The 13,324-nt window shown below is 62.9% G+C and carries 13 protein-coding genes and 2 pseudogenes; 2 read left to right on the forward strand and 13 right to left on the reverse strand.

Annotation, left to right across the window (positions count from 1 at the left end):
* Nucleotides 1–117: 117 nt before the first annotated feature.
* A pseudogene (locus E4P82_RS22320) lies at nucleotides 118–395 on the reverse strand (DDE-type integrase/transposase/recombinase); the annotation flags it as partial.
* Between the two features lie 63 nt (nucleotides 396–458).
* Between E4P82_RS22320 and E4P82_RS16360 the strand changes: the two are divergent.
* Nucleotides 459–1,220, forward strand: a complete 762-nt coding sequence (locus E4P82_RS16360) for a sulfite exporter TauE/SafE family protein (RefSeq protein ID WP_169249887.1) — start codon at nucleotides 459–461, stop codon at nucleotides 1,218–1,220.
* Here the strand turns inward: E4P82_RS16360 and ptsP are convergent.
* The 5 genes and pseudogenes from ptsP to E4P82_RS16380 form a co-directional block, all read right to left on the reverse strand.
* Entirely contained in the window at nucleotides 1,185–3,581 is a 2,397-nt protein-coding gene (gene ptsP, locus E4P82_RS16365) for a phosphoenolpyruvate--protein phosphotransferase (protein WP_169249888.1), read from the reverse strand. The two genes, E4P82_RS16360 and ptsP, sit on opposite strands and share 36 nt — an antisense overlap.
* A 28-nt stretch (nucleotides 3,582–3,609) precedes the next feature.
* The gene (locus E4P82_RS16370) at nucleotides 3,610–4,485 is read right to left on the reverse strand and encodes an NnrS family protein (protein WP_246327639.1); all 876 of its coding nucleotides are present in this window, start codon (nucleotides 4,483–4,485) and stop codon (nucleotides 3,610–3,612) included.
* 23 nt (nucleotides 4,486–4,508) lie between these two features.
* Nucleotides 4,509–4,838: pseudogene (locus tag E4P82_RS23785) on the reverse strand (NnrS family protein); the annotation flags it as partial.
* A 256-nt stretch (nucleotides 4,839–5,094) separates the two neighbouring features.
* Nucleotides 5,095–6,267, reverse strand: a complete 1,173-nt coding sequence (locus E4P82_RS16375; RefSeq protein ID WP_169249890.1) for a trans-sulfuration enzyme family protein — start codon at nucleotides 6,265–6,267, stop codon at nucleotides 5,095–5,097.
* A gap of 142 nt (nucleotides 6,268–6,409) precedes the next feature.
* The gene (locus tag E4P82_RS16380; protein ID WP_169249891.1) at nucleotides 6,410–7,564 is read right to left on the reverse strand and encodes a cytochrome P450; all 1,155 of its coding nucleotides are present in this window, start codon (nucleotides 7,562–7,564) and stop codon (nucleotides 6,410–6,412) included.
* 406 nt (nucleotides 7,565–7,970) lie between these two features.
* Here E4P82_RS16380 and E4P82_RS16385 point away from each other — a divergent pair, with 406 nt between their 5' ends.
* Nucleotides 7,971–8,744, forward strand: a complete 774-nt coding sequence (locus E4P82_RS16385; protein ID WP_169249892.1) for a TetR/AcrR family transcriptional regulator — start codon at nucleotides 7,971–7,973, stop codon at nucleotides 8,742–8,744.
* Nucleotides 8,745–9,095: 351 nt separating this feature from the next.
* On the opposite strand, the gene E4P82_RS16390 is transcribed toward E4P82_RS16385, so the two are convergent.
* From E4P82_RS16390 to E4P82_RS16425, 7 genes are all read right to left on the reverse strand, one after another.
* A complete protein-coding gene (locus E4P82_RS16390; RefSeq protein WP_246327640.1) occupies nucleotides 9,096–9,410 on the reverse strand; it encodes a helix-turn-helix domain-containing protein in 315 nt (104 codons plus the stop codon).
* A gap of 65 nt (nucleotides 9,411–9,475) precedes the next feature.
* Nucleotides 9,476–9,871 carry a type II toxin-antitoxin system HicB family antitoxin gene (locus E4P82_RS16395; protein WP_169249893.1) on the reverse strand — a complete coding sequence of 132 codons (396 nt, stop codon included), beginning with the start codon at nucleotides 9,869–9,871 and terminating at the stop codon, nucleotides 9,476–9,478.
* Between the two features lie 16 nt (nucleotides 9,872–9,887).
* Nucleotides 9,888–10,877 carry a DUF5131 family protein gene (locus E4P82_RS16405; RefSeq protein ID WP_211203180.1) on the reverse strand — a complete coding sequence of 330 codons (990 nt, stop codon included), beginning with the start codon at nucleotides 10,875–10,877 and terminating at the stop codon, nucleotides 9,888–9,890.
* Between the two features lie 26 nt (nucleotides 10,878–10,903).
* Nucleotides 10,904–11,284, reverse strand: a complete 381-nt coding sequence (locus tag E4P82_RS16410; protein WP_169249870.1) for a hypothetical protein — start codon at nucleotides 11,282–11,284, stop codon at nucleotides 10,904–10,906.
* Between the two features lie 5 nt (nucleotides 11,285–11,289).
* Nucleotides 11,290–11,898, reverse strand: coding sequence for a hypothetical protein (locus tag E4P82_RS16415; RefSeq protein WP_169249894.1), 609 nt, complete (start codon nucleotides 11,896–11,898; stop codon nucleotides 11,290–11,292).
* Nucleotides 11,899–11,947: 49 nt separating this feature from the next.
* Entirely contained in the window at nucleotides 11,948–12,715 is a 768-nt protein-coding gene (locus E4P82_RS16420; protein WP_246327641.1) for a P-loop NTPase family protein, read from the reverse strand.
* An 18-nt stretch (nucleotides 12,716–12,733) separates the two neighbouring features.
* Complete coding sequence (locus E4P82_RS16425) at nucleotides 12,734–13,267, reverse strand: hypothetical protein (protein ID WP_169249895.1); 534 nt, start codon at nucleotides 13,265–13,267, stop codon at nucleotides 12,734–12,736.
* Nucleotides 13,268–13,324: the final 57 nt, after the last annotated feature.

Here is a 13,324-nt window from a genome sequence, read left to right on the forward strand (position 1 = left end):
GACCAAACCACAAGTTCGGATACGCGTACCTTTCGACTGAATATATCATATTATGATGTATATTCAAGGAGAGGCTTGACAAGTAACGAAACGAGTATGGAAAGCGTTTCTACTCGTCGATCCAATGAGGGGTTCGATGCCCGGCTTCGGCCAGGCGCTCGGCGTAGCGGATCGAGCCATGTTGCAGGCCCTGATCAGAGGGGTGAATCAGCCGATCCGGGCGGATGGAACCGCGCCCGTCCAGCAACTGCTCCAATGCGTTGAGCGCGAAGGCTGGGCGCGCCGTGGCCGACACGCGCCAGCCTACGATCCAGGGCGAACCCATCGATCACGAAGGCGACCTGGACGCAGCCCCGCCAGGTCGAGACGTCGGTAAGGTTCGACACCCACAGCTTCAAACACGTCACCTGAGGGACACACCTCTTTTTGGAAATCCCCACTAAATGCTAAACGACTAAATGCTAAATGACCCTTTCAACGTCATCCTGTTGTTCGCCGCTGCCTGCATGGCCGGCGCATTGAATGCCGTCGCTGGCGGCGGCAGCTTCCTGACGCTCCCGGCGCTGGTGTTCACGGGCATGTCACCTGTTATCGCGAACGCCACCGGCACTGTTGCCCTGTTACCCGGCTATGCTTCCAGCGCACTGGGCTTTCGTGAAGACCTGGAGGCTCCACCCGGTTTGTCGTTGCGCACCCTGACCGTTCTGAGCCTGATCGGGGGTGCAATGGGCGCCGCCCTGCTGTTGGTGACCAACGACCATACCTTCAACCGGATTGTGCCCTGGCTGTTGTTGATGGCAACGATACTTTTTGCCGTCGGCCCGATACTGCTTCGCAAAGTCAAAGATAGCCACACCGGCCACGCCCCGGTGGGGAAGTCCGCCGTGGGCATGCTGGCCGTCTCCATCTATGGCGGCTACTTCAATGGTGGCCTCGGTATCCTGCTGCTGGCGCTGTTCGGCTTGCTGGGTCAAACCAACCTGAATGCGATGAATGGCGTCAAGAACCTGGTTTCGGCATTGCTGACTGCAATCGCCGTCACGATTTATGCCTGGGGCGGCGTCGTGGCCTGGCCTCAGGCAGGGGTGATGATGATGGCAGCGACCGCGGGCGGTTATTTTGGCGCGCGGGTTGCCCGGCGGATACCGACGCCAGCGCTGCGTGCCGGTATCGTTGCCACCGGTTTAATCATGACCACGCTGTTCTTTCTTCGCGGTTGACCCTGGATACCGCGGGGTGCCCGTCGCGGCGCGCGCTTCGCGTACGGTTTTTCCGTTTTCCGAGACGGCCCCCCCTAGACGGTCCAGACCGGCATCTTTCAAGGTTTGTTCCAGTAACCGGCGGATCGCTTCCGGCTTCTCCAACGTAAGGGCTTGCCGCGCCAGCGACGCCATGTGTGAAAAATCCACGCTTCTAATCGCCCACTTGACCCGCGGGAGCACTGCGGCGCTCACGCTCAGGTGACGGAATCCCAACCCCAACAAGAGCAGAGCACCTGCGGGATCACCGGCCATTTCCCCGCACACGGCGACCGGCTTGCCGGCTTGTCTGGATGCATCCACCACGTGCCAGAGCGCGCGCAGCACGGCGGGATGGAGAGGATCCAGCCGTTGCGAGACGTGGAGGTTACCGCGGTCGATGGCCAGCAGATATTGAGCGAGGTCATTGGTGCCGACGGAAAAAAAGTCCACCCGCCGGGCCAGCTCTTCCGCCTGATAGACCGCCGAGGGCACCTCGATCATGAGCCCAACCGGCGGGCGAGAAGACGCGATACCCTCCTCCAGAAGCTGGTGATGTGCTTGGTCGATCAGGGTGAGCGTTTCTTCCACCTCGGCGACCCCGTTGACCATGGGCAGGAGGAGTCTCAGATTTCCCAGCCCGACGTTCGCGCGTAGCGCGGCCCTGAGCTGGGTGAGAAAGAGCTCGGGATGATCCAGGGTGAGACGGATGCCGCGCCATCCCAGCATCGGGTTCCGCTCTACGAGGGGCAGGTAAGGAAGCGGTTTGTCACCCCCCACATCCAAGGTCCGCAGATTGACTGGCAGCGGCGCGACCGCCTCCAGCATTTGCCGATAAACCTTCATTTGTTCCTGCTCGCTGGGAAACCGGTCGTAGCGCATGAACAGCAGCTCGGACCGAAACAGTCCGATGCCCGCCGAGCCGACGGCCATCATCAAGGGTACATCCGCGATGAGGCCCGCGTTGGTGTGGAGGAATACCTCCATGCCGTCTAGTGTTTTCGCCGGGAGGTCCCGAAGGGTCTTGAGATCGCTCTCGAGCCCCCACTCTTCGCGGATTAGACGCTCGATCTCCTGGCGTAACGTGGGATTGGGCCGCGGGTATACCCATCCGCGGTTGCCGTCCACAACAACCTCCTGGCCATCCAAATGCTCCAGGGGTATACGCCCAATACCCACCACCGCCGGTATGCCAAGGGCACGGGCAAGAATGGACAAATGGGACAGTGAAGAACCCTCCGCCGAGATCAGGCCACGCACCCGGTCGCGAGGCGCGAGCCCCAGGTCGATGGCGTTGAGCTGGTGACCGATTAAGATGATGCTCGACGGGTCATCACCCGTGGTGCCGGACCCACCCCGCAAGTGCGCGAGTATGCGATTACCAAGCCCCCGGATGTCCGCGCCCCGTTCCCGCAGGTACGGATCTTCCATCGCGTCGAAGTGCCGCGTATACCCCTCGATGGTTTGCCGCAACGCGCCGGGCGCCCAGTTCTCCTGGTGGATGCGCGCCACTGTGGCTTCCACGATTTCTGGGCTGTCCAGAATCAACGCGTAGGCATCGAACAGCGCCCGGTCCGCCGCGGAGAGCGTACCATCAAGGTCCGCGCTGAGCTGCCTGATCTCCTCTTGGACCCGCGTCACGGCTTGGCGCAGGTGTTGCTCCTCCATCCTGGGATCTTCCGGCTTGCGGTTGGGCACCGCGGCGAGGTCGGTCGACGAAAAGACCACGACCCCCGTTCCCATGGCGATCCCAGGTGCTCCCGGTAGCCCTTCAATCCAGCCCCGCTCCGCGCCATCCGGGCGGCATAGGCCGCAGAGATCGCCACTAGCCCTCGCATAGGCGATCGCGCCACCCAGTTGGACGGCCAGGGTGGTCAGGATCGCGGTATCGGCATCGTCGAAGCGGCGCACGACCCGCTGACGCACGACCAATACACCCAACACCTCGCCTCGGTGGGTAATCGGTACGCCGAGAAACCCATGGAAGGGTCCGGAACCGGATTGGCGGACGAACTCCTGATGCGGCGCTTCGGGAACGTGCTCCAGGTTGATGGGCAAGGCGCTCTCGGCCACCCTCCCAATGAGCCCCTTGCCAAAGCCGAATTGAACCTGTCCGACCACGGTCGGGGCAAGGCCAGCCGTGGCTACGACCACATGCCGTCGGCGCTCGTGTTCGGTGAAATAAATACTGCAGGCATCCACCGCCATCAGCACGCGAGTGCGCTCCACCACGACCCGCAGCGCTGTCTCCATATCTGGCGCTGAGTCCACTTCACGAATCAACCGGGCGAGCGACGCCAGTTTGGAATGCTCGCCGCCCGTTGGCCTGTCATGCATATCCATACTCCGTACCGGTTGATCGATGAGAGGCTTAGCCTGGCTTTCCGTCGATCCGGGGTTGCATCAGAATGGGGGTATGGTGAATGACAAACAGCGCAAAGGCGCTCGACCATAACAGCCCCGCCACGATGAGCCCCGGCAGGTAAAATCCCGGTACCGCGATCGGGATCACCACGCGTATGATCGCGCTCGCGTTAATGAGGATAAAAGCCGCAATGATAGGAGTGCTGGCCACAATAGTACGGCCAGTGTGACCCAACGCGACGCGACTCATCATGCCCAACGTCAGGCTGCCGATCGCACCGACCGTCAGCGCATGAACGGCCGCGCTGGGCGTGACTACCGGTACCATGCCGGCGAGTCCCTTCAAGGCAAGGGCGACGACTATCCATGCATAGCCGAGATGCAAAATCCACAGCATCGGCACGCGCCGCGTGGCCAGGGATCGCCAGCGCCACATACGGATGAGGTTCGCCGCCGCCGCCAGTAACGCCACCGGCCCGGTAAGCGCATACAGAAATGGGAAGAGATCGATCGCCAACACCAGGATGACCAGACCGACCGCGAGAACATCCGCCCAGACCAGGCGACGGACCCGGATCTCGGGCAGCGCATTGGCGGTAAATACGGGAATCACCCGACCGCCGATCACAACCAGGATAAGAGTGACCGCATTGAGGGTGAACTGCAGCGCGCGATCGCTTCCGGAGGCGAGCATGCCCAACGCCTGGAGATGGATGACCAGATTAGCGCCCGCCAGCGCCAGGAGGATAAACGGGAACACAAGGTTGCGGCGATTGCGCGATCGCCATAACGGCGGCAGCAATACCCCGGCAATGGCCGGCAAGAAAGAGACATCAATCGCCGCCACCAGCCATACCGGTACGAGGGCGGTGGCGACCAGCATGAATCGGGCGGAAAGCATAGTAATGCCAAGCCAGCGAGTAACGGCCCCGAGGGAGTGGGGAGACCGGTCCAGTTGCGCACCGCCGTCAAGAGAAAGCCCGCAACAACCGCCATCGTATAACCAAAGAGCATCTCATGGGCATGCCATCCCACGGACCCCAGATAGGACGGCGCTGACCCTAGCCCAGTGAAAATAACCAACCAGAGCGGAATGACCAGGGTGGCGAAGGCGCCTGCCAGGAAAAAGAATGCTCGGAAGCCCAGATTGAATACAGAGCACCGAAACGGAAGCCCACTCAATAGCGAATGTGTTTGCCTGATAACGCTCGCGCTGACCGTGGCGATTCTTCGCATCTGCAAGGTGTCCTATATTCTTTGAACCATTCAATTGCCGCCGCCGGATTTCTGGCGAAATGGACTTCGTGCTTGCCGTGGATCAAAGGGTCTTGGCCGAAAGGATATTCAAGGTCTTTTGGCCGTATATGCGCGTGGGCGCGCGCCGATCTCGCCGCGCCTGGCCCGATGGTTGGCTTCGGTGGCGCGGCCGATAAACCGCCTCGCATCCGAGCCCACACGAATCCCCTGACCGTCATCGCGCGGAGCGGATGGCTCACCGCAGCGCCTGTTCCAAGTCGGCGATCAGATCCTCGACCGCTTCCAGACCGACCGACAAACGCAGCATGCTGTCCGAAATGCCGCGACGAGCCCGCTCCGCCGGCGTCAGTTCGTGGTGCGTCGTCGTGCAGGGCTGGGTGACCAGGCTTTCGGTGCCGCCGAGACTGGGTGCCAGGGCAAAGAGCTTGAGCCGATCGGCGACGCGTGTGGCGTCGTCTCGGCGGCCGACTACCTCGATGGTCAGCATACCGCCAAAGCCGTGCATCTGTTTTTTGGCCAAGGCATGAGCCGGAAAATCCGCAAGGCCGGGATAAAACACGCGGCTTACCTTCGGATGTCGGGTCATGGCTTCGGCGATTTGCTGGGCCGCCGCGTTGTGCTGGCGCACGCGCACCACCAGGGTGCGCAGACTGCGCGAGAGCAGCGACGCCGTGACCGGCGCGATCATCGAACCGAGATTCTTGCGCCAGGTCCACACCGGCCCCAGCAACGCCTTCGATCCCATCATCGCGCCGGCGGTGAGATCGCTGTGGCCACCGAGATACTTCGTCGCGCTATGCACAACGACATCGGCGCCGAATTCCAGCGGACGCTGGTTGACGGGTGAGGCGAAGGTGTTGTCGACGGCAACGAGCGCTCCATGGGCGTGGGCCTTTGTCGTCATGGCGCGAATGTCGAACAACGCCAGCGTTGGATTAGTGGGTGTCTCGAAGAAGACCAGCTTGACGCCGTCCACCAGCAACGCATCGAGCCGCTCCAGCTCATCACCAAGGATTAAATGAGTCTTGATGCCGAGCAGGGGCAACTGCTTGGCGAGCAGCTCAAGCGTGCCACCGTAGGCGTCGCCGATGCAGACCACGCCTTCACGGCCGTGAGTCAAGAATAATGCGGTCTCGGCGGCCATCCCGGAGCAGAAGGCCCAAGCCATCTCCGCGCCTTCGAGACTGGCCAGCGTTTCTTCCAGCGCAAAGATCGATGGGTTCAGGCCGTAACGCGTGTAGAAACTCCCGGATTTACGGCCATCGACGACGTCGAGAAGGTCAGTCGTCGATGCGAACGCGAAGGTCGTGGTGTCGTACACCGGAATATGCGGACTACCGTGCGCGTCCTTGAGGCTATAACCGTGGATGCCGCGGGTGGCCAATCCGTGCTTGCTGCCTTCCGTCATGTTGTGACTCCCCAATCGATTATCAATCTGTTTTCCTCTGTTAACCGCCAGAACGATCGCCAAGTGGCGGCTGAAAAGGCCAAGGAGGCGCCGTTTGTCCAGAATCACCCGATTGCGTGTTGCGGCGCGGTACACCTGGCGCTTATCGGATCCGGAGGGGCAAAGTAGCAAGCCCGCTCGCCGGGTAGACGGCTTGGCTCGGCCATTGGTCCGGCACGGGCTGAATGCCGGTAGTGCGTTCGAGCAGTGCCTCCATGAGGAGTCGCAACTCCATTCGGGCCAGCGGAGCGCCTGGACAGCGGTGAATGCCCGCGCCATAGAGGAGATTCTTACTGGGATCGCGGTTCAGTCGGAAAGCCCGCGGGTCCTCAAAGACGCGGCCGTCCCGGTTGGCGGCGATCCAGATGAGTGAAATCCGCTCGCCGGCCTTGAATTTTCGGCCGCTGATTTCCACCGAGCGGGTTGCGATGCGCCGGTTGGCCGGCAGGGGACCCTGAATCCGGAGGATCTCGTCGATGGCCTCGGGCAACAAGGCGGGTTGAGCGCGCAATTGCTCCTGCAACTCGGCGTGCCGCGCAAGATCATGAGCCAGGATGCCGACCGCCGCGGAGATCGTGCCCACCTCCCCGACGGTCCAGTTTCGCAAGATACTGACCATCTTTTCCTTGCTCAGGAGCTGTCCCCCCACTTTTTCGTGCATCAGCGCGGCGGTGATGTCGTCCTCGGGCTTTGCTCCAGCCTGAAGGCGACTTTCAAGCAGGCTATCGATGAAGCGCTCGAACTCGCGCGCGATTTCAGACAGGGCCTGGCGGTCCTGAGTCCGTGTGGCCTCGTGTTTTCTCTGGGTCCAGAGCACCATGGGGGCGTGAAGAGTCGGTGGCCAGCCCAGAAAGGCGCATTGGACACGCACCGCAAAGGGCAGGGCAACCTCGGCCATCAGTTCCACCTGGCCGACAGCGAGGGCGTTCCGAACCAGATCGGCGACGATTTCCCGGCAAGTGGATTCGAACGCTTCCATCCGTTCTGGAGAAAAGTACGACTCGATAAGGCGTCGATAGGCCGTGTGTTCGGGGGGATCCATCCCGTTGGGTACGGAGAGGTGCCGTGACACCACATTGCTGAACGTGTGGTGATCGTTGAGCACACGGGTAATGTCCTCATGTCGGAAGAGTGACCACTGCAGGTAATCGCTGTAGGCGACAGGGCAGCGTTCGCGCATTTCATCGTAGGCCGCACTCGGGTCGCGCAAAACCTTCTCGGCTCTCGGATCCCAATCAGGTTCAAGTTGATCGTTCATTGTCATTCCTTCAGGAGCAGAGCGATGTGTGGGTCCGATGGAACGTGGTCGAGCCGGGCGGATACGGTGACTGTGGCGCCAGTATCAACACGCCTGTAGTGAAGTCGCCCCAGCGGGTCAACGTCGAAGCACAATCACTCACGCTGGTCGAAGCGTCCGCTGATGCCCTTGAAGCCGGCGTCCTCGGCGGCGCCGGCCAGCAAGCTCGCAATGTTGGCGACCACGCCGTTCATCCCCTCTCGCCGCTCGCGGATCGGGATAGAGCGCCGCCTTAGGGGCGCGGATCATCAAGTAGGCCGATGCCGTCAAGCCGGCATGCTCTGCGAGTTTCACTGCGTCGATGGAGCCATGGCCGACCCTGCTGCCCATGGCCACGCCCAGAACCTCGGCTAGTGAGTCACGGACGATGATCCGCGGCGCGGCGCCGAAAAACTCCGGGAAATGCAGGGCTTGGTTCTCCCTCGAATCCTCCGACTTGCCAGCCACCAGCAATGTCTGTAAAATAGTATTTACTTACTTACTAAAAAGCAAGCGCCTCTATAGCATGATCACTCCAGCCATTCACAATACAAGGCCGCGTCAGCGCTTGACCACTGATCAGCGGCAGCGGGAGATCGTTGCCACGGTCCTCGCGCTGGCCCGGGAACGCGGCCCGGACGCGATTACGACCCAGGCGATCGCCGACCGGATGGGCCTTACCCAAGGGGCCATCTTCCGGCATTTTCCCGACAAATTGGCCATCTGGCTGGCGGTTTTTGGCTGGGTCCGTGAATCGCTCGGCGCGGCGATCACGGCGGCGATCGAGACAGTGGCTTCGCCGCTCGCAAAAATCGAGCAGGTGTTTCTCGCACATGTGGCGTTTGTCGTGGCAAACCCAGGTGTGCCGCGCGTCCTGTTTCACGAGTTGCAGTACCCGGGTGATTCGCCGGTACGCGTCGAAGTACGTGCCATGATCAACGCGTATCACCAGCGGCTAACCCGGCTGTTCATGCAAGCAAAGGTCGCCGGTGAACTGCCGCCCGCTCTTGATCCGACACTGGCGCCGGTCCTGTTCGTCGGTGCCGTGCAAGGTCTGGTCATTCAGGCATCGCTTGCCGGTGACGAAACGCAGATGGTGGAAGGCGCGGCGAAGCTGTGGCAGCTGTTACTCGACGCTTATCGAGGGCGGGGAGAGTGGTGAAAATACGTGCGAGCCGGCTCGCGGATACTGGGCTCAAGGCACTGTAAAGAGGGCATAAAAATCCGGGTGAGATAAGCAGCTTGGGGGAGTTGATGAGGGCTAGGCGAATCTGACGGTGTGCCAGGGGATGGCGGAAAACTTCCGTTTTTCGCCATCCGGTTCGGCCCCTGACAATTGGGTAGCTTTTGTCGCTAAATGGCACCGATTATCGGCGCCATGGGGCACCGTTCGGGGTGGCGGGTTGATGTACCCTGCGACCTCAAGTCGAATGTACCGCCGCTTGGCCCGCCTGACGGTGGCGGGTGCGATAGCGCGTTTCCAGGCGTTCCGACACGACGCCGCTCGCCCGTTTTACACCGCCGCCGGTTCGGTCGGTTCCGGCACCCGCTTGAATTGGCTGATTTCGACGGTGCCTTGCGGGAAGTGGGCCATGATGCGCAGTTCGCCGCCCATCGCTTCGACGAAACGGCGCAAGGTGCTCACGTACAGATCGGTCTGGCCTTCCATCTTGGAGACGGCGATCGGGTTGATGCCGAGCGTGGCCGCGACTGGTTGTTGGGTGAGATCGAGTGCCCGCCGGCGCGCTTGCAAGGGCATTTCGTCGATCAGCCGCTGGGTTTTGCCGCGATGCGCGCTTGCCGTTCTTCCGGCATTTGCGCCACCCAATCGCGAGATTGCTTGACCATCGGGGTAGGGTCGGTAAAAGGTTTCGGCGACTGGGCCACTCGACCCTAGCGCATCGCCGCGCGCGCCGCCTCGGCCAGAAAGCCGGAGCGGGTCCCGCCGCGCGCGCGAACGCGCTCGTCGATCTGCGCCAGCAACAGGCGGGGCAGGGTGATGTTGATCTTCTCGGCCGGACCGAAATATCGCTCCACCGGCACTTCGACCACCGCCCAAATCCAGCCGGCGAAGTCGGGATCGGCTCGATGTTCGGCGAGCGTGCGCGCCGGCGGCACGTCCCCGCCGTCCTCGATCAAGGTCTGGCAGTGGAAATCGATGGCGTCCTTGGCTTGGTCGATGGCTTCGTCCAAGGTGTCGCCCGCCGAGAAACAGCCCGGCAGGTCGGGCACCACCACCCCGAAGGCGTGGGTGGCGTCGCCCGGTTCGATGGCGATGACGAATTTCACGGTCGCGGCCCTCGCTTCAGATCAAACCGGCCTGTTTGCGCAGCTGGCGCGCGAGACCCGCGCCCAAATCCTTTTTCGGGTGCGGGACGCTGAGGTGTCCGCCGCGCGCCGGATGGGTGTAGATGTGATGCGAACCCTTGACGCCCCGCAGCGTCCAGCCGGCTTTTTCCAGCTCCTTGATGAGGTCCGCGCTGTTCATGGTGGTTATTATAACCACTGTCGGTGTATCATCAACACCATAACCACCAAGCTGACCCGTTACAGCAAAGCCCCCCGCAATCTCGGGCCTCGCATCCCACAACCGGCCCGCCAGCAACCGGCCGTTGGTCTTCTTATCACGACGGATTCCATCGAGTCCCCAGGTGCCCCATTGCTTGAAGGTGAACGCCACGCCGGTCACCTGGCATTGATCCCGCACCGACAAGGCCCATTCCTCGCGCATCCGGCGAGCCTCCGGTCCCGACTCACCGCCGACGATCACCCAATCGATGTCGCGCAGGTCCAGTGGTCCCAGATCTTCCAGCAACGGCTCCACCGACAGGAAACGAACGCGGGCGGGCACCTGGCGGAGCAGGTCGATGCGCGGCAGGCCGTGGCGACGATCCTCGACCGTGACACCGAGCCAGACGTTCGGCGGTATGGGGCGGGATGCGAAGAACTCGGGCAGTCGCTCAGCGCGTTTGGTCAAGAATTGATAGATATGCCAAGGCGTGCGGTGCATCGTCGCCAGCACCCGGTCGATGAAGGCGTCGGGCACGTCCTCGTGAAACAGATCGGCTATCGAGCAGACGAAATAGAGGGTGGATTTCTTCCGCCCGAGCGGTAAATCAAGGCGGTCTGCGTGCAGGGTCAGCGCGAAACCCCTGGTGTAGCCCGGCGCGGCCATCGCCTGGAGCTGCAGCGCCATCCGTTCAGCGTAGCAGTGCTTGCAGCCGGGCGACACCTTGGCGCAGCCGGTGACCGGGTTCCAGATCTGCTCGGTCCACTCGATGCGGGATGTCGCCATTGCGGTCTCGGGGGTTACCGTTCCGATCAGTTGCGGACCCCGTCGGTCGGCTTCGGAGACAACTCGACCTCGGGGACGATCAGCCCTAATTCACGTTCCAGCCACGCGGCCACCATCCACCGGTGGCACCAGACGGTTTCCGAAAACGGCGGTCGTTCCCAACACAGCAACACCGGCTCGTGCGGGTTGGCCAACCGGTGCAGGTCTTCGACCACCTGACGAGGGTCCAAGCGAGCGAGGATCGCCTGATATAGCGGCTCGTATTCGGCGCGGTCCCGCTTCAACATCGGCGCGGTTGGCTTCAAAGGCCGGTAGACCGCGAAGCCGACTGGCGTGCCGCGTGGCGCCCAGCGGGCAATGCGGATGCGGCCAGGACCCCGATAGGTGCAGAACGAGGCGGTTCGCATCGCGGCTAGCGCCCACGCGCCGATGGGGCTGTTGAGGGCCGTTGCGGTTGCATCGCCACGGCAAAGCCCGCCGTGTAACCGGCCGCGTAGCCCTGCTGGCGCCCGAAACCCAGGGCGATTGTTCCGGCCAGGATCACCACCAGTGCCATCGCCGCCGCGCCACCCAGCATCCAGGGCCAGCGGGCGGCGAATCCGGCCGCGAGCGCGATCCGGCGGGCGGACTGTTGAATGGTCTTCTCCAGCGAGGCGTGCGCCGCGACCGCCGCTTGCGCCACCTCAACGGCGGCGGCGTCTGTCCGCTGTTGGACCTGCTGTTTCGCCTGGGCGATATTCTGGTCGCTCTCGTTTTTACACTCGATCAGCAGTTCTCGCGCGGCGCCCCGGATCATGGCCGGAAACCGCTCGTAGAGGTTCAGGTAATACTCCAGCGCCACGAAGAGGGTCCACACGGCATCGTCGTCGCGCAGCCGCAGGGCATCGCGGATCGCGTCGAACCGCGCCCGTTCCGCTCCGTTCGGCAAGCGGCCCACGACCTGTTGAAAGGCGCTCTCGTGGAGAGCGGGGCCGGGCGGGACATCGGCGGCTCGGGTTACGGATTCAGTCGGTGCGTTCATCAAGACCTCCAAGATCGGGAAAGCGGAGTCGTGTTGACGCGGGCCGCGTTCAAGCGGTCGCCGTGTGGGTTTCGTCGGCGGACTGATCCGCCGTGGGGCGTCTGGCCATCGGCACGATGGCATCGAAAACAAGCCGGGTTTGTTCGCGCCAGCGCTCCAGCTCAATGCGGCCGCCAAAATCAAGCCCGTCGTTGCGTTGCTCATCCAGCGCCGTGGAGATGGCCAGCCGCCCCAGGCGCAGAGCATCGCTCACCCGGTCGGCCAGGTCCGGAAAGGTCAGCGACCGGCCGCCGCGCGCCTCGATGCGCTGGCGATGCGGCGAGGTGTTATACAGCTCGAACTTCTCGGTCGGGCCGAAATGTCCGTTGCGGACGACGTGCGTTTGCGCGTCGGGCATGATCTTCAGATAGTCTTCCAGCAGCTCCAGGCTGTCTCGCTGGCGATTGATCACCCACAAGGTGACCAGGGGACGGTTCAACTTGGCCAGGGCCTTGGTCAGCAGGGGACCGTGGGCCACGATCCCTCGGTCGTTCCGGGCCGCCGTATTGATCACCACCACATGATGCGGGTGCTGGGAGAGCGTGGTGCTCAGGACGATCCAGCCATCGACCTCGTCCAGGTCCAAGGTCAGGGCCTGGACACCCGATACGTTTTGGTAGGCCCGCCACACGTCCGGCACCGAGATATCGGTTTCCACCAATAAGACCGGTAGGCCGCGTTGCAGGAGATCGTCCACCAGCGCCTCGCCGACCATCGATTTGCCGACGCCGCCCTTGCAGCCGCCGATCAAGAACAGGGGGAGGATCGATTCGTTCATCGTGCGTGCTCCTTGGAGTTAGGAAGACGGTTTGTACCAGTCGATGGGCCGTTCGGGCCGTGGCGTGAAGGTCCCGGGCGCGGCCACCGGCGGATCGGCGGGCCGCTCGCCCGACGGATCGCGCGGCGGCTGGACGAGCGGTTCCGGAGGCGTCTCCGCCCAGGCGGTGTCCAGCCGGACAATCGCATCGGGCGATCCTCCGCGCGGTGGCGGCGCGTTCGGCGCGGGGTCCCGTGCCGCCGATGCGGGTGACGGTTCGCCCACGGGCGGTCGATCCGCTGGCGGGACCCTCCGTGGCGAGACCCTCCGTGGTGAGACCCTCCGGTTGGGGTCGACCGGACCGAGATAGCGGCGCAGGGTATCGGGGCGGATATCGATGCCCCACTGGCTCAAGACCTCGGCCAAGGCCGCGAATGAGTAGTGGCGATCCACCAACGCCTCGATCAGCGGCTCGCGTAACTGTTCGATCAGATCCCGCTGGGTACGTGGTCGCGCCGTCGGCGGAACCGCCGGCAAGGCGGCCAGTTCGCGCGAAAGGGCGGCGACATCCACGGAGCGGACCGGAGGGACGGAGGGTTTCGGTGCTCGATATTATGTTCTTCATATCAA

Source organism: Candidatus Competibacter phosphatis (assembly GCF_012939995.1).
Taxonomy (GTDB): Bacteria; Pseudomonadota; Gammaproteobacteria; order Competibacterales; family Competibacteraceae; genus Competibacter; species Competibacter phosphatis.